Genomic DNA, 21,183 nt, shown 5'->3' on the forward strand with positions numbered 1-21,183 from the left:
CGGGGAACCATTCGGCGACTCTTTGCGCAGAAAAAGGGGCTGCTGCGCAGCCCCCCTGTTGTACCCGTAACAGCTAACCCCAGCGCCCCTCAACCGGCCAGGATGAAGTCTGCGGCGGTCACCGTGGTTGCATCTGCCACCCCCACCAAACGTATGGAGTCGGCAGCACCGATACTTACCAAGGTGTCCGCACCAACATCGGCGATGGTCACACTGGCGCCAAAGGTGGCTGCGGTAATGTTGAGGGCGGTGATATCCAGCCGGTCCTGGCCACCCGCCGCAATGGCATCAAAATTGATGATCAAGTCGTTGCCAAAGCCTGCAGCGAACTGGAACACATCGTTGCCATCGGTGGCGATCAGGGTGTCGTTACCGGCCCCACCCACCACCGTATCGTTACCTGCCGCACCGTTGAGGAAGTCGTTGCCGGCCCCCCCGATCAGGGTGTCGGTACCCACGTCGCCGAACAATGTGTCGTTACCATCGCCGCCCTGCAGGGTGTCATTGCCGTTGCCGCCATCCAGGCTGTCATCGCCAGCGCCCCCGTTCAGGTTGTCGTTACCGGCCTCCCCCAGCAACGTGTCGTTGCCGCCACCGGCATCGAGGCTGTCGTCCCCCCCTCCACCGCGCAGTTGGTCGTCACCCAGGCCGCCGAACAGCTGGTCGTTCCCGGCGTCGCCGTTGAGGGTGTCGTTGCCGGCATTGCCGTTGAGCACATCGTTACCGCCGTCGCCGCTGAGCGTGTCATTACCTGCCCCACCGTCTATGATGTTGGCCAGTCCGTTACCCGTGCCGGTGAAGTTGCCCACCCCGGTATAGGCCAGGTTCTCGACGTTGGCGGCCATGGTGTGGCTGGCCAGCGTGGTACGCACAAGGTCCGTACCGGCCCCCGTCGCCTCGACCACTACATCCCCGGCGTCATCCACCACATAGGTGTCGTTGCCCACGCCACCCACCAAGCGGTCGGCACCCGCACCGCCGTTGAGCAGGTCGTTGCCGGCCCCCCCTGTGAGGGTGTTGGCCAGCGCGTTACCGGTACCGGTAAAGGCGCTGCTGCCGGTATAGGTCAGGTTCTCGACGTTGGCGCCAAGGGTGTAGCTGGCCAGGCTGGTCTGCACCTGGTCCGTGCCACCATTGAGTGCCTCGGTGACCGTATCCCCGGCGTTGTCGACCAGGAAGGTATCGTTGCCGGCACCGCCATTCATGGCATCTGCGCCAAGCCCGCCGTTGAGGGTATCGTTGCCATCCTCGCCATTGAGGAAGTCAGGGTCGTCACCGCCATTGAGGATGTCGTTGCCAATGCCACCGAACAGCTGGTCGCTGCCGCCCAGGCCGTTGAGCGTGTCGTTGCCGCCCAAGCCCGAGATCACGTCATTGCCTGCGCCACCGGTCAGGGTGTTGGCTCCATTGGTACCAACCAGTACAACACCCGGTGGCACGGTGACTGCAGCGGTCGCCGCCGAGGTCAGCGACTCCAGGGTGCCGAAGCCGTCGGTGTAGCGCACGATCACCCGTAGCTGCTGGTTACCCTGGGCGAAGCCGGGGGTGAAGGTGGCCGCCGTGGCCCCGGCAATATCGGCGAAGGTGCCGCCGGTGCCTTGCTGCCACTGGAAGCTGAAGGCCCCCAGGCCGTCGATGTCGGCAATTGCGCCGGTGAGCGCGGTCAGCGTTTGGCCTTGGTCGGGTGTGGTGTCGCTGATCAGCAACGCACCGGTCGGCGCATCGTTGACGTTGGCCACCGGGTCGAGAATGTCGGAGGCGACGCTTTCCTGCACGCCAAAGTCATCCACGTAGCTGACCACCACACGCATGTTCTGCCCCACTTGCGCCTGGGTCAGGACGAACGTGCTGCTGATGGCGCCGGCGATGTTGACCCAACCGACACCCCGGTTGGACTGCCACTGGAAGGTGAACTGAGGGTTGCTCAGGCCGTCGGCGTCGACGATGGTGGCCGGGTTGGCGGTGAGCGTTTGATTCTGCACCAGCAGCCCGGTCACGGTCGGCCCGGCGCTCGGCGCGCTGTTCGGCGTCGAATCGACGATTTCCAGCGTGCCCTTGGCATCCTGGTACACCGCACGCACGCGGATGTTCAGGCCGGCGACGTCGTCCGTGACGCGGTAGGTCGTACCGGTGACCCGTGTCGCTTCACCAGCGGCCACAACCGTGATGTCTTCATAAACCCCGGAACCCGGCAGCGCCTCGACTTGCCAGTAGTAGGCCACGGGGCCGTTCACCGCACCGGTCGCATTGGTTGCGCTGACATTGTCCGCGTCATGCACGGCGAGGTTGCTTACCCTCAGCAGCTGGCCACTGACTGGCGTATCGTCGCGCAGGCCGGTGGTAGCATCGAGAATCGCCAGGTGGCCGGTGGGGCCGGCGTTGACTGCCGTACCGACGCCAGAGGCCTGCGAACTGTCAGAGAACTGCAGGCGCTCGATGCCGGTCAGGTGGTCGACGCCATCACGACCAGCCACCAGGTCGGTGACGGTCACCGAGTTGCCATCAACCACCACGCTGTAGTCGGTGGACACCCCTGAGAACACCGCCGTGTCGAAGTGGTCGGTACCGCTGAGGATCTCCCGCACGATCACCAACTGGCCGGGGTTGTAGGTGCCATTGAGCATGAACGGCAGCATCGGCTCCATGCTGTTGAAGCTGGCGATTTCCGGGCCGGTGCCATCAGGGTTGGCGCGTACACTGATGCGCACGTTCAGCCACTTGTCGCCGTCGAGGATATCGTCGCCACCCCGGCCTTCGAGCAGGTCGCTGCCGCTGCCGCCGAGGATGATGTTGCCGCCGTCATAGAAGGTCGCCCCGGCCGCCAGCAAGCCGGCCAGGCCGTCGATCAGGCTGATGTTGGTCAGCACGCTGCCGGCAGCACCTGCAGTAGGCAGCGAGGTGGCGTCTTCGCTGTCGCCGCGCAGGAAGTCGCCATGCGCCGAGCCCGACAGGCCTTCCATGATGTCGAAGCGCACCAGCGTCGAAGCGCCCGAACCCGGTACCAGTGGCACATCGAAGAAGCGGTCGCTCATGTCGATGGACACGCCTTGGGCCAAGTCCTTGAAGGTTGCCCAGTCATAGCCCGAGCCACCAATGTAACGGTCGCCGAACCCCAAGCTGCCGACCATGATGTCGTCACCGCCTTCACCGTTGAACTTGTCGTTCTCGTTGCCGCCGACAAATACGTCGTTACCGATGACCGGGTCGTTGCCGAGCGGGTCGAAGTTGTCGCCAGGCGCGCCGTCCGAGGTGCCCTTCTCGATCCAGTCGTCACCTTCGTTGCCCATGTCCTGCTCGTTGGCCTTGCTGCCGAGGATGAAGTCATTGCCCTGACCGCCGATGGCTTCGGAGGCGTCCTCACCAGTGACGATAAAGTCATTGCCGAAACCGCCGATGATCAGGTTGATGCCATTACCGCCATGCAACACATCGTTGCCGTCGCCGCCCTGGATGTTGTCGTCACCGCCCATGTCGCTGATGATGTCGTCCCCGGCCCCACCGCGCAGCTGGTCGTTGCCGTCGCCACCCTCGATGCGGTCGTTGCCGGCATCACCCCAGACCGTGTCGTCGCCTTCGCTGGAGACCAGAATATCGTCCCCATTGGTGCCGCCCAGCACGATGTGCTCGGCACCGGCATAGCGGATGTAGTGGGTGTCCGGGCCAGCCGTCAGCGGGCTGTCGCGGAACACCACCTGCTCGCCGTTTTCGCCCAGCGGGTCGGCGCTGCCAAGGCCCTCGTTGTACTGCTTGGTCTGGTCCAGTTCCAGGTAGAAGCCAGGGTCGGAAAACACCAGGCCTGGCAGGTGGGTGGCCGAGCTGTTGGCCATGATCAGCTTGGCGAACGAGTTGCTTTCCAGCTCGGCGTTCATCGACAGGCCCGCCGTGCGCTCCAGGTAGTAGAAGCGGTCGCCGTCCTGCAGTTTCTCCATCTGGTTCTCGAACACAAAGTTGAAGGTGCTGCCGAGCATGCCGCCAAATGGCGCTTTTGCTTCCGCCAGGCCGCCGATCCACAGGTCGATGGCATCGACACCGGTCACGGTAACTGCCTTCAGGTCATCGGCAGTACCCAGTACACCGTCCTTGCCGGGCAGGGTCACGTTGGCCCAGGCGCCGCTGCTGTTGAGGAAGTCCATGCGGTCGGCGGGTGCGCCATCGCCGCCGAACACCAAGGCCATGGCCGCGGCGCGTTTTTCCAGCAGGGTGGTGGCAGCGGTGATGGTGCTGTGGGTGCCGTAGGCCGCGATGAAGTTGATCAGCGACTCTGGATGTTTCAGGTGTTGCACCAGGTCGACCCAACTGCTGTACGGTTTGAGCTGGGTATCGCCGGTTTGCCCGTAGATTTCACGGCGCACAGCGTTCAGCGAAGGGATACCGACGTCGCGGCCACGGGCGATGTTGATCGCTGGCAGGTCCAGTGGCAGGCCGAGCAGGTTGTTGCGCAGCGCCTCGGTGACGAACTCGTCGATTTCGTTACCGGCCTGGCGGGTGACCCCGCGCACGATGGCGCTGGTGGCGTCCTCGGGGGTTACGCCACTGGCGGCATAAGCCAGTGGGTTGAGGAAGGCCGCGATCAGCCCCAGTTGCTGGTCGGGGTTGGCGCTGGCCGGGTCCTGGATGACGTTGAAGTCGATGTCGAAGCGGTCGACAGTCTCTGTCAGCATCGAGTGGCCAAAGCGGTACACGGTGTGGGCGAACTCGGCCACGATCGAGGCATCGAGGTCGACGTCGTACACCTGGGTCGGGGCAAAGAACAGGTCGACCCGAGGTTGCACGGTGCGGGCGAACTCCTCGAACACCAGGTGCTGGTACTGCATTTCGGTGCCGAACTTGGCCGCCTGGAACAGCCGCTCGCCATTCCACACCAGGGCACCGATCTCGGCCGGGGTGACTGGCAAGGCGCTGACCGGGTTGAGCAGCCATTCGTTGAGGAAGGCCAGGTCACCCGAGTCGAGCACGGTGTCCATGGTCTGCGCCACCAGCCGGTTGTGCTCGGAGTGGAAAATCGCATGCACGGCGGTCAGGCCGATGTTCTCGTTGACCCGGCCGTCACCGGCGATGTAGTGCGCGTCCAGCAGTTCGTTGTCGTAGGCCAGGTTGGCACCGGTCTGCGGGTTGACCGGCACGGCATTGCCGGCAACGTTGTCGGCATCCGGCGCCAGCACGCCGCCACTGAACACCGGCACGGCATTGTGGGCGATGTCGGCAAGGAACTGGTGCCCGGTACGCACGGCGTTGGTCAGGTCGAGCGGCGCCAGCGGGTTGCCTTCGACCTCCTGGTCATCAGCGGTGCCGGCAATACCGTCCAGGCCTTTCATCACCACCATCGGGTAGCCGTTGGGCCCTTTGATGAAGTTGCCGTAGGCGTCGGTGGCCAGCAGCGGCACGTTGTCGACGTCGGCATCGGTCAGGTTGATGCCGAGCAGGTCGCGGGCCTGGGCCTTGACCACCTTCCAGGTGGCCATGCCGCCGATCTCGGTGTCGTCGGCCGTGCCGAACCGCCCATCAGCGCCCAGGTCGCGATTGGTGATCAACCGGCCCGTGGCGACCGGGCCGTCGTCAGTCATGACATAGGCGCGCAGGAACACCTGGTGCGAGGGATGCGAGCTGTAGGTCTGGTTCTGGTCGACGAACGGCGTGGTGGTGTTGGTGTGTTCGCGGATGTCGTCGGCGTTGCCAAGGATGCCGTCCGGCCCAGGCAGGTTGGTGGCACGGGTTACCACCATGAAGTTGGTGAAGCCACCCTCCACGTACAGCGGGTCATCCGGTTGCAGCGGGATGTAGATGGTACCGGAGCCGCCCTTGGTGACCAGGTCCAGGCCATGGTCGAAGAACTGCCCGAAGAAGGTCATCCACGCGTTGAACGGCGCAGACAGCCCGGCATCGGCAGCGGTGTTCTCGAACAGGTACACGTCATGGTCGTCGGTGGTGCCGAACTGGCCGTCCATACCTGGGCTGGCGACGATGCGCACGCCATCCTTGAGCACGTCGTCGTTGCCTGCGGCGCCGAAGTTGAGCACGCCATCGGCACCCGGGTCATACGCGGTGGCATAGGCTGCCGGGTTGTTGGAGGTCTGGTCGACAATCAGGTTGCTGATGGTACGTGGCTGCGAATCGAACACCGGCCCGCTGGTCTGCTGGTACGACGACCCCGGGATCGCCGGGGAACCTGGGCCGAAGAAACCGGCTGGCGCACCTTCGGCCGGGTTGAATACCGGGTCGGTCACGCGCGGGAAGACGTTGTCGGCGGCACCGTATTGGGTGTTGTTGTTGCCGTTCAGGTTCATCAGGTTGTTGTTCGAGCCATCCACCGCACGCAGGCCCATGGCTGCGCGGACGTTGGGGATCAGCGAGAGGATGTCCTGCCCGGCGGCATCGGCCTCGGCAATCTTGATTTGCGCGAGGATGAAGTTCAGGTCGGAGCGCACCATGTGCAGGCCGGCACCGCCGTCACTGGCATCCACCACCGGGGTGGCCACGGTCGGCACCACGGGCGCGCCAGGTTGCACCACGGTGGTAGGCTGCGAGTACAGCACTTCGGTGGTGCCATGGGCATCCTGATAGATCGCCTTGACCCGCAGGCTCAGCCCGGCCAGGTCTGGCGACACCTTGAACGAAGTGCCATCGGCGCTCTGGAAGGCCAGGTCGCCGGCCGGTAGCAGGATGATGTCCTGGAACACACCGCTGCCCGGGTCGGCCTCGAACTGCCAGTAGTAAGACACCGAACGGTCGGCGAGCGAGCCCGTCGGGTTGCCCGCACTGATATTGTCGGCGTCGCGCACGGCGGCCACGCTCACCGTCAGCATGTCACCCACGGTAATCGCACCGCCGTTGCTGTCGAGCAGGGTCGGGCTGCCGGTGGGTTGTGCGTTCACCCCCTCCACCAGTACGCGCTGGCTATCGGCAAACTGCAGGCGCTCGATGTGCAACAGGGTATCGACGCCATCGCGGCCGGCCACGGTGTCGGTCACGGTCCAGACGTCATCGGCAACATCGGCGGTGCCCTTGGTGTTCTGGGTCACCACGTACTCGCTCTGTAGCCCAGAGAATATTGCCGTGTCGAAGGCGGCCCCGCCGGTCGAAGTGCCGGGCAGGATTTCGCGCACGGCCTTGAGCTGGCCGGGGTTGTAGGTGCGGTCAAGCATGAACGGAATCATGTCGGCCATGCTGTCGAAGCTGGCGATTTCCGGGCCGGTGTGGTCGACGTCGCCAGGGGCGTACACGGCGATGCGCACGTTGAGCCACTTGTCGCCATCGATCAGGTCATCGCCACCCCGGCCTTCGATCAGGTCACTGCCATTGCCGCCGAGCATGATGTTGCCGGTGGCAAAGCCGGTGGTGGGCAGGCCGGCATCCGCCAGGAACTGCTGCAGCCCACGTATCAGCGCCACGTTGGTCAGCGCACTGCCGGTGGCGCCGCCATGGTTGAGAATGGTCACGGCATCGACGTCGTCGCCCTTGAGCACATCGGCGTAGGCCGAACCGGACACCCCTTCGACCTCGGCGAACCTGTCCAGAATCGAGGCAGGCGAAGCGCCCACCGGGTTGAACACGCCAGCGTTCTGGTTAGGCGCGTTGCCATGGGGCTGAGCCAAGGCGGCCAGGCTGAGGTCCACGGTGACACCCACGCGGTCATTCTTGTTGGTGACCCAGTCGAAACCGGACATGCCATCCATTTTGTCTTGGGCATCGCTGCCGACGAAGATATCGTCGCCGCCCTCACCGATCATTTCGTCGAAGCCGCCGCCCCCGACGAAGATGTCGTTGCCAATGACTTCGTCACCCAGCAAGGGCGCGAAGTTGTCACCAGGTGCGCCGTCCTGGGTACCCTTCTCGATCCAGTCGTCACCCTCGTTACCGGTAGGTGGCAGGTTGGTCTTGGCGCCGAGGATGAAGTCGTCGCCCAGGCCACCGAAGGTGGTGCTGATGTCCTCGGTGGTGATGATGAAGTCCTGGCCATCGCCGCCCAGGATCAGGTTACCGGCAACCCCCATGCTGCCAGCGACGATCACGTCGTTGCCGGCGTTGCCTTCAAGGCGGTTGTCGCCGAACGAATCGGTGATGATGTCGTCGCCCGCGCCGCCCAGCACCGCGTCGTTGCCGGCGCCGCCTTCGAGCAGGTCATCACCGGCATCGCCATAGAGGGTGTCGTCGCCTTCGCTGGAGATGATGATGTCGTTGCCAGCGGTGCCACCCAGCACCACATGGTCTTCACCGGTGTAATGCAGGAAGTTGCTGTCTGGCCCGACGGTATCGGGGTTATCGCGGATCACCAACGGAACGATTTCAACCCCGTTGATCTCGATGCCGCCAGTGGGGTCGGCCTTGCCGTCGGCACCCAACCCGGTGAACTGGTTGGCCTGGTTCACTTCCAGGGTGAACGTGGGCGTGAGGAACACGGTGTTGGACAGGTGGGTGACGTCGGAGTTGGCCATGATCAGCTTGGCAAAGGAGTTGTTTTCCAGCTCCGTACCAAAATTCATGCCCGCCGTGCGCGACAGGTAGTAGAAGCGGTCACCGTTCTGCAGCGCTTCCAGCTGGGTTTCGAAGACAAAGTTGAAGCTGGAGCCGAGCATGCCGCCAAACGGCATTTTCTTCTCGGCCAGGCCGCCGACCCAGAAGTCGATGGCGTCGACCCCGGTCACGGTCACCCCGGCAATGTCGTCGGCCGTGCCGGCGATGCCGTCCGCGCCGGCCAGCGTCACGTTGGCATAGGCACCGGTGCCGTTGAGGAAGTCGAGGCGGTCGAGGGGGGCGCCGTCTCCGCCAAGTACCAGTGCCACGGCGGCGGCGCGCTTGGCGGCCTCGGTGGTGGCCCCGGTAATGCTGCTGTGGGTGCCGTAGGCGGCAATGAAGTTGATCAGCGACGCCGGGTGCTTGAGGTGATCGGCAAAGTCGACCCAGCTGATGTAGGGCTTGAGCTGGCTGTCGCCGGTGGCGGCATAGAACTCGCGGCGGGCCTCGTTCAGGCTGGGGATGCCGGTATCACGACCGCGGGCGATGTTCAGCGCAGGCAGGTCCAGTGGCAGGCCGAGCAGGTTGTTGCGCAGGGCTTCGGTGACGAACTCGTCGATCTCGTTGCCCACCTGGCGGGTAACGCCGCGGATGATTGCGCCCGCCGCTTCATCGGCCGTGGCCCCGCTACCGGCGAACGCCAGCGGGTTGAGAAACGCGGCAATCAGGCCCAACTGCTGGTCGGGGTTGGCCGGGTCGGCAGAAACCGGGTTGAACGCCGGGTCGTAGCGGTCGACGGTTTCGGTCAGCATCGAGTGGCCGAAGCGGTACACCACATGGGCGAACTCGGCGAGGATGGCCGGGTTGATCGAGGTGTCGTAGCCGTTGGGGGCGAGGAACTCATCGATCTGCGGCTGGATGGTGCGGGCGAACTCTTCGAACACCAGGTGCTGGTACTGCATCTCGGTGCCGAACTTGGCGGCCTGGAACAGCCGCTCGCCATCCCACACCAGCGCGGCGATGTCGGCAGGCGCGGTGGGGATAGCGGTGACGTCGTCGATCAGCCACTCATTGAGGAACGCCAGGTCGCCCGCGGCCAGCAGAGTATCCTTGGTCTGCTGCACCAGGCGGTTGTGCTCGGAGTGGAACACATGGTGCACGGCGGTCAGGCCGATGTTCTCGTTCACCCGGCCGTCACCGGCGATGTAGTGCGCGTCGAGCAATTCGTTGTCGTAGGTCAGGTTGTTGCCACCCTGCCCGACCGGCTGTGCGTTGCCCACCAGGGTGTCGGCGTCAGCCTGCAGCACACCCCCAACCACCACGGGCGCGGCATTGTGGGCGATGTCGTCAAGGAAGCCATGCCCGGTGCTCACGGCATTGGCCAGGCTGATCGGCGCATTGCGGTCGCCCTCGACCAGCTGGGTGACGTCATCGGCGGTGCCAGCAATGCCATCGGCGCCGTTGTTCACGCGCACGACCACCTGCGGCATGCCGTTGGGTCCGCGCAGGAAGTTGCCGTAGGCATCGGTGGCCAGCAGCGGCACGCTATGCACGTCGGCATCGGTCAGGTTGATACCCAGCAAGTCGCGGGCCTGGGCCTTGACCACCGCCCAGGTAGCCATGCCACCGCTTTCGCCGTTGCCATCGTCGGCGGTGCCGAACTTGCCATCGGCGCCCAGATCACGGTTGGTGATCAGGCGCCCGGTAGCCACCGGCTCACCTGCCGCGTTGACCGTGTATTCGCGCAGGAACACCTGGTGCGAGGGGTGCGAGCTGTAGGTCTGGCTCTGGTCGACAAAGGGCGAGGTGGTGTTGGGCTGGCTATCGTCGGCGGTACCCACCACGCCATCGGCGCCGGCGGTGCGCACGGCGCGAGACAGCACCATGAAGTTGGTCGGGCTGCCGGCCACGAACAGGGGGTCGTCCGGGCGCAGCGGGATGAACACGATGTCGGTGCTGCTCTTGCTGACCAGGTCCAGGCCGTGGTCGAAGAACTGACCGAAGAAGGTCATCCAGGCGTTGAAGCCGGCGGTCAGCCCGGCGTCTGGCGACACGTTCGGGATGAAGAACACAGGCTTGTCGTCTGCGGTGCCGAATACGCCATCGATACCAGGGCTCATCACCGGCGCGGCACCGCCGTTGGCCTCGACGGCGGCCGGGTTGTTGGCTGTCTGGTCGACGATCAGGTTGCTGATGGTGCGCGGTTGCGAATCGACGACATTGCCGGTGCCGACATAGTTGGCGCGGTAAGACGCTTCGAGCAGGCGCAGGAACGAGTTGTCGGCTGCGCCGAACTCGCTCTGCCCGGTGACCAGGTTGTTGTAGCTGCCATCCACCGTGCGCAGGCCAAAGGGTACCTGGCTGTTGGGCAACAGGTCGATCAGGCTGGCGCCATCGGCGTGTGCCTCAGCGATGAAGATCTGTTTGAGGATGAATTCAAGGTCCGACTTGCTGAAATTGGCCATTGCAGTTGCCCTCGATCTGTCCGGAGATGACACAGGGCAACAGGGTCCTTCCCGCGCCCAGTCAGTGTTGACGTGCGCAGAATCTGGTTGGGTGTACCGGGCTCAGTAGCCCAGCACTCGTGTGCTGAAACCTCTGGCCTCTTCTTGGCAAGCTGGCCCCCCGTTGCAGGAGGGGCCCTGTAAACCGTGCGCAACAGGTGTAACGCACGTGCATCGATCCCAGCTCGCACAGGGCCCGAATACTTCAGACTAAAGTCGTAGGCCAAAAGCTTGTCAATATTTCGTCAAAAAAATCTCGACCAACGATAATGCGATGCAACCCACTGTTTTCCTGTGACTTATAAAAGGTTCAAAGTATTTATAGAGCGAAATGATATTACTGAGTGTTTCGTTGCAACCTACGCTGCTGTCTGTGGGAGCAACGCAGCGTTTGGGCAATATCGCCATCAGTGCGACCCGCCTGCGAGCCGACCAAGAAGCCACAACAGCCGTTGTACGGGGCGCCGCAAGGGCTTCCCGTTTTGTGATAAAGGGAGGCCCCCGATGCCTAAGCCACCACGCACCCGCTCCGAGCTGGCCGACGTGCTGTTTCGCTTGCGCCGCAGCTTCTACGCCCTGGCCGCCTTCAGCGGCGTGATAAACGTCATGATGTTGACGCCAGCCATCTATATGTTGCAGGTGTACGACCGCGCCCTGGTCAGCCGCAATGTCACGACCTTGGGCATGCTCACCTTGCTGGTGGTCGGGCTGTTCCTGCTGATGTCGGCGCTGGAGATGGTCCGCACCCGGGTGTTGATAAGGGTGGGCAACGGCCTGGACATGAGCCTGAACCGGCGCCTTTTCAGCGCTGCCTTCGAACGCAACCTGAGCCGTGCCGGCGGTAACCCGGCCCAGGCCCTGCAGGACTTGGCGCAGGTACGGCAGTTTCTCACCGGCAACGGCCTGTTCGCGTTCTTCGACGCCCCCTGGACACCGATCTACCTGCTGGTTTGCTACCTGATCCACCCCTGGCTCGGGCTGGTCACCACGATTGGCTCGCTGATCCTCGTCGGGCTGGCCTACCTCACTGAAAAGGCTACGCAAAAGCCCTTGGCCGAAGCCAACCAGGCAGCCATGTCGTCAGCCAGCTACGCCAACAACAACCTGCGCAACGCCGAAGTGATCGAAGCCATGGGCATGCTGCCGTCAATCGGCAAGCGCTGGTACCAAGGCCACTTGCGCATCCTGCAGATGCAGACCCTGGCCTCCGATCGCGCGGCGCTGATCAGCAGCACCGGGCGCTTCGTGCGCATCACCCTGCAGTCGCTGATCCTCGGCACCGGCGCGCTGCTGGCGATCGAGGGCACGATCACCCCCGGCATGATGATCGCCTGCTCGATCCTGACCGGCCGAGCCCTGGGCCCGGTGGAACAGGTGATCGCCGCGTGGAAGCAACTGCTGGGCTGCCGCCTGGCCTGGGGCAGGCTCAATGACCTGCTGCAGGACTACCCGCAACGGCCACCGAGCATGTCGCTGCAGCGGCCGATGGGCATGCTGGCCGTGGAGAACGTGATCGCCGGCGCCCCTGGCAGCACCACCAGCATCGTTCGCGGGGTGAGCTTCAGCCTGGCCCCGGGTGACAGCCTGGGTGTCATCGGCCCTTCGGCCTCGGGCAAGTCCACCCTCGCCCGCCTGCTGGTAGGTGTGTGGCCGGCCCAGGCCGGCAAGGTGCGCCTGGACGGCGCCGATATCTTCACCTGGAACAAGGCCGAACTGGGCCCGTGGCTGGGCTACCTGCCGCAGGACGTGGAGCTGTTCGAAGGCACCATCGCCGAAAACATCGCCCGCTTTGCCGAGGTGGACAGCGACGCGGTGATCCGTGCTGCCCGCAGCAGCGGTGTACACGACATGATCCTGCGCTTCCCGCAGGGTTACGACACCCGCCTGGCCGCCGATGGCAGCCCATTGTCTGGCGGTCAGAAGCAACGCATCGCGCTGGCCCGCGCCCTGTATGGCGAGCCCAACCTGGTGGTGCTGGACGAGCCCAACGCCAACCTCGATGACGTGGGTGAAAAAGCCTTGGTCGATGCCCTGGCCGAGCTCAAGGCACGCGGCGCCACGGTGGTGCTGATTTCCCACCGGCCCAATGTGCTGTGCGCGGTCGACCAGATACTGATGCTGCGCGACGGTGGTGTGCACATGCTTGGCAGCCGCGACGAAGTGTTCGCCGCGCTGCGCAAGGCCGCGGTGATTCCGGCAACGGCTGCGGCACCGCTGGCTTCGGTCAAAGTACGGGAGTAACCAACCATGCAGATGACTCAACATGCCGAACTGATCCCCGCCGAGACCAGCCACCTGATCGACCTGGACGCGGGCCGCCCGGTACGCTGGGGCGTATGGCTGGTCATCGCCGGCTTCGGCGGCTTCCTGCTGTGGTCCTGCCTGGCGCCACTGGACGCCGGCGTGGTCGCCACCGGTACGGTCAAGGTCACCAGCAACCGAAAGGCGGTCCAGCACCTGAGCGGGGGCACCGTTGAAGCGATCATGGTGCGCGAAGGCGATGTGGTGAAGAAAGGCCAGGAAGTGGTGCGCCTCGATGCCCTGCGTGCGGTGGCCGAACAAGGCGCACTCAGCGCCCAGTACATCGTCAGCAAGACCGTGGAAAACCGCCTGGAAGCCGAGCGCGATGGCCGCGATACCGTGACGTTCGACCCTGCCCTGCTGGAACACTACGCCAATGACCCACGCCTGCTGGCCGCCATGGACCTGCAACAGCGCCTGCTCGATACCCGCCGCGCGGGCCTTGCCGGTGAACTGAGCATCCTTGAAGAAAACCTGACTGCCTCGGCAGTGCAACTGAAGGGCCTGCAGCAGGTGTACGGCGCCCGCGCCTCGCAGATCGGCTTCCTCAACCAGGAACTGCAAGGCACCCGGGTACTGGCCGCCGAAGGTTATGTACCCCGCAATCGCCTGCTGGAGCTGGAGCGCAGCAATGCCGACCTGTCCGCCGGCCAGGCCGAAAACCTTAATAACATTGCCCGGGCGCGCAGCCAGGCCACCGAGATCAAGCTGCGCATCCTGCAGCGCCAGCACGATTACCTGAAGGAGGTGGAGTCGCAACTGACCGATACTGCCAAGGAAAACACCACCCTGGCCGATCGCTTGCGCGCACTGGACTATGAAGTGACCCACACGGTGATCCGCTCGCCGATCGACGGCATGGTGCAGGGACTGAGCATCGCCACGGTCGGCGGCATCATCCAGCCCGGGGCCAAGATCATGGAAGTGGTGCCGCTCGACCAGCCGCTGCAGGTCGATGCGATGATCCCGGTGCAGGCGATCGACAGGATGGTCCCAGGCCTTGCCGTGGACATCGCTTTCCCGGCCTTCAACCATGCGCAGACACCGAACATTCCCGGCCGGGTAAAAACCATTTCCGCCGACCGGCTGCTCGACGAAGAAAGCAAGCAGCCGTTCTACCTGGCCCAGGTCGAAGTGACGCCGGCCGGCATGGGCTTGCTGGGCAGCAACCACATCCGCCCCGGCATGCCTGCCACCGTCACCATCAAGACCGGCGAGCGCAACCTGCTCAGCTACCTGCTCAAACCAATGCTCGAACGTGTGGACGCCGCGTTCAAGGAGCAATGACATGAAACGCCCATGCCTGATGGTGTGCCTGCTGGGAGTTGCCGTACAGGCCAGTGCCATGGACCTGAAGCAAGCCTGGGACCTGTTGCAGTACCAGGGCCCGGTCTACCGCGCTGCCGTGCATGAAAAACAAGCCGGTGGCGAAAACCGCGCCATCGGCGAGGCCGGCCTGCTGCCGCAGATCAACGCCTCGGCCTACTTCAACCAGGTCAATGGCAGCCAGCGCCAGAATGGCCAGGACAATGACCTCGACTATGACTCCAAGGGCGCCAACGTGCGCCTGCGCCAGCCGCTGTTCAACAAGCAGAAGATGGCCGAGTACCGCCAGGGCCAGCAACGCGCCGACTACAGCGTGGCGGTGTTCGATGCCAAGAGCCAGGACGCAGCGGTGCGCCTGGCCGACGCTTACTTCGACGTGCTGCTGGCCAGCGAAACCATCACCCTGGCCAAGGCCAAGCTGAGCGCTTTCGAGGAACAGCTGGCATCGGCGAAGCGGCGCAAGGAACTGGGCGCCGGCACCATCACCGACGTCGACGAGTCGGTGGCCCGGCGCGACCTGGCCGAGGCCGACCTGATCGACGCCCAGGACAACCTGGTCAATGCCCGGCGCAAGCTGGAGGAATACATTGGTGAAACCCCGCAGGCGTTGACCACCCTGCAGGCGGGCTTCAGCACCCCGCCGCTGATGCCGGGCAACCTGCAGGAGTGGCTGGTCAAGGCCCAGGCTGACAGCCCGCTGATTCATGCGCGCCGGCACAGCTACGCGCTGGCCGAGGAAGAAGTCAACCGCGCCCGCGCCGGACACTACCCGACCCTGGATTTCGTGGCGGGTTACACCGCGGGCAGCAGCCAGTCGATTTCCGAGCTGAACCAGCGCAACCACTACAGCTCGATCGGGCTGGAGCTGAACATCCCGCTGTACAGCGGTGGCAGCACCCGTGCCCTGACCCGTCAGGCCAGCGCCAACAGCGCCAAGGCCCTGGATGAACTGGACGCCACTCGCCAGGAGGTGATTTCCAACACGACCCGCGAGTACCGTGGCGTGCAGAGTGGTGCCCTGCGCATTCAGGCACTGGAGAAGGCCGTGACCTCCAACGAGCGTTCGCTGACCTCGACCCGCAAGGGCTTCAAGGAAGGTGGCACCAGCACCAACTCGGATGTGCTCAATGCCGAGGAGCTGCTGTATGACGCCCGCCATGATCTGTTCGAGGCCAAGCTCAACTACCTGATGTCGCGCCTGCGGCTGGCCTCGTCGGTGGGCAGCCTGGGGGATGATGATATCGAGCAGATCAATGATTACCTGGGGCCGGAGCTGATAGTCAGCAATTGATAGCGACCTCAAGCTATGAAGTGCCCCTGCACGAGCAGCCTTGTACTGCGAACAGGCCAGCCAGGCCTGACCGGTGGCAACGATCCACGAGACCCACCCCTTTCGATGCGGTCGTTGCCAGTTTCAAGGAAGGGGCACCCGCCCTGCAGGCTGCCGTAGCTGCGACGTATGCCTTCAGGCTATGATCGGTCACCCTGCCGCGGACACCCTGAGCCATGCCCGTAGACCTGCAAGCGTTGTACCCCAGGCTGATCCACCTGATGCTGGACACGGTATTCGTGGTCGACAGGGAAAACCAGATCGTGTTCGTCAGTGATGCCTGCAAGACACTGCTGGGCTACCAGGCCTGCGAACTGATCGGCACGCCGATTACCCGCTACATGCACCCTGACGACCTCGCGGCCACGCGCGCCTCGATCATGCGGGTGATGAACGGCCAGCCGCACTACGACTTTTGCAACCGTTACCTTCGCAAGGATGGCAGCGTGGTGCACATTCTGTGGGCGGCCTGCTGGTCCGAGGAGGCCCAAGCGCGTATCGGCGTGGCGCGGGACGTTACCGCCCAGCGCAAGGCCGAAGACGAACTGCGCTTCCTCGCCCATCATGACCCTCTGACCCGGCTGGCCAACCGCGCCATGTTCAATGAACGGCTGGACACTGCCCTGGCCGCGGCCCGGCGTTACAACCGCAGGCTGGCCTTGCTGTTCCTCGATATCAATGACTTCAAGCAGATCAACGACAACCACGGCCACAGCGTGGGTGACCGGGTCCTGTGCACACTGGCCCGCCGCCTGGAAAGCTGCGTAGGGGCGGCTGGCACGGTAGCGCGGATGGGCGGTGACGAATTCACCGTGCTATTGCCCGATTGCCCGTCGCCGGAGGCCATTGCCACGCACGTGCAGTACATTCTCGCGGTCATGGCTGAACCGCTCGATGCCGAGTTTGCCGGCATCGATGCACCGTCCTGCAGTATTGGCGTGGCCCGCTTTCCCGAAGACGGCAACGATGCCGACATGTTACTGCGCCATGCTGACGGGCACATGTACCGAATCAAGCGCCAACGCGCTGCGACTGGCTGAAAGCAAGGGCACACCGCATGGCTGAACACCTGCAAGCAACTGCCGGGCAAACACCCGCCTCTGTCGGCCTGGGCCAGGCATTGCTGTTCTGGCTGAAGCTGGGTTTCGTCAGTTTCGGCGGCCCGGCCGGGCAGATTGCGATCATGCATCAGGAGCTGGTGGAGCGGCGCCGCTGGATCAGTGAACGGCGTTTCCTGCATGCCCTCAACTACTGCATGTTGCTGCCCGGGCCCGAGGCCCAGCAACTGGCCACCTACATCGGCTGGCTGATGCACCGCACCTGGGGCGGGGTGATGGCCGGCGCTCTGTTCGTGCTCCCGTCGCTGTTCATCCTGATCGGCCTGTCGTGGGTGTACCTGACCTGGAGCGAAGTACCGGTGGTCGCCGGGATTTTCGAAGGGATCAAGCCGGCCGTGACCGCCATCGTCGTGCATGCCGCCCACCGCATTGGCACGCGGGCGCTGAAGAACGGCTGGTTATGGGCCATTGCCGCGGCCTCGTTCGTGGCCATTTTCGCGCTTGACGTCCCCTTCCCGCTGATCGTGCTGGCGGCCGCACTGCTGGGTTATGTCGGCGGCCGGCTGCGGCCAGCACAGTTCGCGCCCGGTGGGGGCCACAGCGCAGTCAGGGCCCGCCAGCGCCCGGCACTGATCGACGACGATACCCCGATACCCGCGCACGCCCGCTTCAGCTGGGGCCGTCTGGTGACCTTGCTGCTGGCAGTTGCAGCGCTTTGGCTTCTACCTATGGGCCTGCTGATGGCGGCCTTTGGCTGGCAAGGCACACTGACGCAAATGGGCTGGTTCTTCACCAAGGCGGCGCTGCTGACTTTCGGCGGTGCCTATGCGGTGCTGCCCTATGTCTATCAAGGGGCTGTCAGCCACTATGGCTGGCTGTCGCCCACGCAGATGATCGATGGCCTGGCGCTGGGCGAGGCCACGCCCGGGCCGCTGATCATGGTGGTGGCCTTTGTCGGTTTCGTCGGCGGCTACCTGCAGCCGATGTTCGGCGCCCACCAGGCGTTCCTCGCGGGCGCAGTGGCAGCGAGCCTGGTGACCTGGTTCACCTTCCTGCCCTCGTTCCTGTTCATCCTCGCCGGAGGCCCGCTGGTGGAGTCGACCCACAACGCACTGAAGTTCACCGCCCCACTGACCGGGATCACTGCGGCGGTGGTGGGGGTAATCCTCAACCTTGCGCTGTTCTTCGGCTACCACGTGCTGTGGCCGGCCGGGTTCGATGGCGCGTTCCACTGGTCCTCGGCGGTGATAGCGCTCGCGGCGGCTGTGGCGCTGTTCCGCTACAAGCGCGGGGTGATACACGTGTTGATCGGCTGCGCCGTTGCCGGGCTTGCCCTTCACCTTTTCCGCTGATGGAGCCGATCATGCGCAACCCTGAAGACGCCTTGCTCGACAGTTGGCACCATAACGCCCAAGTCTGGATCGACGCCGTACGCAGCGGCGCCATCGAAAGCCGTCGCCAGGTCACCGACCAGGCCATCCTGCTGGCCATCCTCGGCCGCCAGCCCGAACGGGTGCTCGACCTGGGCTGCGGTGAGGGCTGGCTGCTGCGCGCGCTGGCCAGCCGGGGTATCGAGGCCGTGGGCGTCGACGGCGACAGCTCCCTGGTGGATGCAGCGCAGGCTGCGGGCGCGGGTGAGGTGCACCTGGCCAGCTATGCGCAGCTGGCTGAGGCGAAGGTACATGTTGGCAAGGACTATGACGTGATCTGCGCCAACTTCGCGCTGTTGCACCAGGACATCATTGAACTGTTGTCGGCCATGCGTACTTTGCTGGTGCCAGGCGGTGCACTGGTGATCCAGACCCTGCACCCGTGGAGCGTGGCCGGCGGGGCTTATCAGGATGGCTGGCGAGAGGAGTCTTTTGCCGGGTTTGCCGGGGATTGGCAACCGATGCCTTGGTATTTCCGCACCCTGGCCAGCTGGCTGAATGCGCTGGACATGGCGGGGTTGAGGCTGGTCAGTCTGCAGGAACCGCAGCATCCGCAAAGCGCGGTGCCGCAGTCGTTGTTGATGGTGGCTGAGCGTCACTGAATCGGGCCGTAACGATCCTGTGGAAGCAGGGTTCACCCCACTCCCACAAGACAGGCCGGTGCAGGCGACTACAGCACCGGCTTGCGCGCCGCCCCGCTACGGGCCTTGGCCATGGCTGCCAGGCGCACCGCAACGTTGGCAGCGCCGTAACCGGCGTACCCCGCCTTGCGCTGGATGATCTCGAAGAAGAAACGCTCCTCGAACGGCTCGGTATAGACGTGGAACAGCTCGCCACCTTGAGCGTCACGGTCGTACAGCACGTTGTAGTACGCCAGTTCGCTGAGGAACTCGTCGTCGAAATCGAAACGCGCCGCCAGGTCGTCGTAGTAGTTCAGCGGGATTTCCAGCAGCGGTACCCCTGCCAGCTTGGCCCGCGCCACTTCGCGGAAGATGTCGTCACAATCGAAAGCGATGTGATGCACGCCCGAACCACGGTAGCTTGACAGCGCATGGGCGATGGCGGTGTTGCGGTTTTCCGAGATGTTCAGCGGCAGGCGCAAGGTGCCGCACTGGCTGCGCAGGGCGCGGCTCTTGACCAGGCCATACGGGTCGGGCAGCACCACTTCGTCGTCGGCGGCGAAGTCGAACAAGCTCTTGTAGAACAGCACCCAGCTGTCCAGCGACTCGGCCGGCAAGGCCAGGGCCATGTGGTCGATGCGGCGCAAGCCGCCGGTCGCGGCTGCGTTGTTGTCCAGGCTGAAGTCGGTGTCGTACAGGGTGTGGCCGGCAGTGCCCTGCTCTACCAGGTACAGCAGGCTGCCATCGGGCGCACGCACCGCCGGCACTTCGCATTCATTGGGGCCGACCAGGCCGCGGAACGGCTGGCCACGGAAGGCGGTGGCCCGCTTCAGGGCCGCTTGCTGGTCCTTGACCCGCAGCGCAGTGGCGCACAGCGACGGGCCATGGGCCTCGAAGAAGTTGTGGCCAAAGGAATACGGTTCGGCGTTCAGCACAATGTTGATATCACCCTGGCGCAGCAGTTGCACTTCTTTGCTGCGGTGCTTGCCGGCTTCGGCAAAGCCCAGGCGCTTCAGCCAGTTGCCCAGGCGCGCGCCGACGGCTTCGTCGACCGCGAACTCCAGGAACTCCACGCCGTCATAAGCGCTGGCCGGCGGCGGGGAGAACAGCACGCCAGGTTCGATCGGCGTGTTTTCCTGCTCCAGGCGCAAACGGGTCTGCTCTTCGAGGTACAGCAGCGAACGCAAGCCGTCGGCGGCATTCTGCCGGGTCGGTGCGGCGCGGAAGCCGTCGTTGAAGATTTCCAGCGACAGCGGGCCACGGTAACCCGTGGCGAGGATCGGCGCGAGGAAACCGGCCATGTCCATTTCGCCCTGCCCCGGGAAGCAGCGAAAGTGGCGGCTCCACTCCAGCACATCCATGGCCAGGATCGGCGCATCGGCCATTTGCACGAAGAAAATCTTGTCGCCGGGGATGTCGCGGATCGCGCTGGGGTCACCTTTGAGCGACAAGGTGTGGAAGCTGTCGAGGATCACCCCGAGTGCCGGGTGGTCGGCCTGGCGCACCAGGTTCCACACTTGCTGGTAAGTGTTGACGTGGCGGCCCCAGGCCAGCGCTTCGTAACCAATGCGCAGGCCACGCTTGCCGGCATGTTCGCCCAGCAGGCGCAGGTCGTCGACCAACAGTTGCTCGTCACCCAGGGCATCGGCCTGGACGTTGCTGCACACCAGCACCAGGTCGGTACCCAGCTCCTGCATCAGGTCGAACTTGCGTTCGGCGCGGTCGAGGTTTTTCTGCAGGCGGTCACGGCGGCAGCCTTCAAAGTCGCGGAAAGGCTGGAACAAGGTGATGGCAATGCCCAGGTCGGCGCACATCTGGCGCACCTGGCGCGGGCTGCCAGCGTAATAGAGCAGATCGTTCTCGAAGATCTCGACGCCGTCAAAACCGGCGGCGGCGATGGCTTCGAGCTTTTCCGGCAGAGTGCCGCTCAAGGACACGGTAGCGATCGAACGCTGCATGGCGGGAGTTCCTTGTTGTTGGAAGAATACGGTGCCATTCGGGCAAACAACCCCTGTTACAGTTTATGGCACGATCGATTATTCGCAGGTAAAGTCGTCGCTTCAATCTCTTTGTACGGAATGGTTAGTTTTGCGTTCGATTATCGCACAAAACCCGTTTTAGCGAATTGCTAGACCGCGGGCCCGTGGTCAACATGGACCACAG

The 21,183-nt window shown here is 64.3% G+C and carries 8 protein-coding genes; 6 read left to right on the forward strand and 2 right to left on the reverse strand.

Annotated elements, in window-relative coordinates; genetic code table 11:
- Positions 1-89 precede the first annotated feature (89 nt).
- Positions 90-10,916 carry a peroxidase family protein gene (locus tag REH59_RS17795; RefSeq protein ID WP_265536504.1) on the reverse strand — a complete coding sequence of 3,609 codons (10,827 nt, stop codon included), beginning with the start codon at positions 10,914-10,916 and terminating at the stop codon, positions 90-92.
- Between the two features lie 543 nt (positions 10,917-11,459).
- On the opposite strand from REH59_RS17795, the gene REH59_RS17800 reads away from it, so the two are divergent.
- From REH59_RS17800 to REH59_RS17825, 6 genes are all read left to right on the forward strand, one after another.
- Positions 11,460-13,196, forward strand: coding sequence for a type I secretion system permease/ATPase (locus tag REH59_RS17800; RefSeq protein ID WP_014860848.1), 1,737 nt, complete (start codon positions 11,460-11,462; stop codon positions 13,194-13,196).
- Positions 13,197-13,202: 6 nt separating this feature from the next.
- On the forward strand, positions 13,203-14,543 hold the full coding sequence (locus REH59_RS17805) for an HlyD family type I secretion periplasmic adaptor subunit (protein WP_014860849.1): 1,341 nt from the start codon (positions 13,203-13,205) through the stop codon (positions 14,541-14,543).
- A gap of 1 nt (position 14,544) precedes the next feature.
- Complete coding sequence (locus REH59_RS17810) at positions 14,545-15,873, forward strand: TolC family outer membrane protein (RefSeq protein ID WP_014753517.1); 1,329 nt, start codon at positions 14,545-14,547, stop codon at positions 15,871-15,873.
- Positions 15,874-16,088: 215 nt separating this feature from the next.
- Positions 16,089-16,952, forward strand: coding sequence for a sensor domain-containing diguanylate cyclase (locus REH59_RS17815; protein ID WP_014860850.1), 864 nt, complete (start codon positions 16,089-16,091; stop codon positions 16,950-16,952).
- A 17-nt stretch (positions 16,953-16,969) separates the two neighbouring features.
- Positions 16,970-18,322 carry a chromate efflux transporter gene (gene chrA / locus REH59_RS17820; RefSeq protein WP_014860851.1) on the forward strand — a complete coding sequence of 451 codons (1,353 nt, stop codon included), beginning with the start codon at positions 16,970-16,972 and terminating at the stop codon, positions 18,320-18,322.
- 11 nt (positions 18,323-18,333) lie between these two features.
- A complete protein-coding gene (locus REH59_RS17825; protein WP_014860852.1) occupies positions 18,334-19,002 on the forward strand; it encodes a class I SAM-dependent methyltransferase in 669 nt (222 codons plus the stop codon).
- A 68-nt stretch (positions 19,003-19,070) separates the two neighbouring features.
- On the opposite strand, the gene quiC is transcribed toward REH59_RS17825, so the two are convergent.
- Complete coding sequence (quiC, locus tag REH59_RS17830; protein WP_004575405.1) at positions 19,071-20,978, reverse strand: 3-dehydroshikimate dehydratase QuiC; 1,908 nt, start codon at positions 20,976-20,978, stop codon at positions 19,071-19,073.
- Between the last annotated feature and the right edge of the window lie 205 nt (positions 20,979-21,183).

This window comes from Pseudomonas sp. BO3-4 (assembly GCF_034044115.1).
GTDB lineage: Bacteria > Pseudomonadota > Gammaproteobacteria > Pseudomonadales > Pseudomonadaceae > Aquipseudomonas > Aquipseudomonas alloputida.

Bases quoted from the DNA above. Each gene is read 5' to 3' on its own strand.
- REH59_RS17810 (WP_014753517.1), top strand. From the start codon at position 14,545: ATGAAACGCCCATGCCTGATGGTGTGCCTGCTGGGAGTTGCCGTACAG.
- quiC (WP_004575405.1), bottom strand. From the start codon at position 20,978: ATGCAGCGTTCGATCGCTACCGTGTCCTTGAGCGGCACTCTGCCGGAA.
- REH59_RS17800 (WP_014860848.1), top strand. From the start codon at position 11,460: ATGCCTAAGCCACCACGCACCCGCTCCGAGCTGGCCGACGTGCTGTTT.
- REH59_RS17815 (WP_014860850.1), top strand. From the start codon at position 16,089: ATGCCCGTAGACCTGCAAGCGTTGTACCCCAGGCTGATCCACCTGATG.
- REH59_RS17795 (WP_265536504.1), bottom strand. From the start codon at position 10,916: ATGGCCAATTTCAGCAAGTCGGACCTTGAATTCATCCTCAAACAGATC.
- REH59_RS17825 (WP_014860852.1), top strand. From the start codon at position 18,334: ATGCGCAACCCTGAAGACGCCTTGCTCGACAGTTGGCACCATAACGCC.
- REH59_RS17805 (WP_014860849.1), top strand. From the start codon at position 13,203: ATGCAGATGACTCAACATGCCGAACTGATCCCCGCCGAGACCAGCCAC.
- chrA (WP_014860851.1), top strand. From the start codon at position 16,970: ATGGCTGAACACCTGCAAGCAACTGCCGGGCAAACACCCGCCTCTGTC.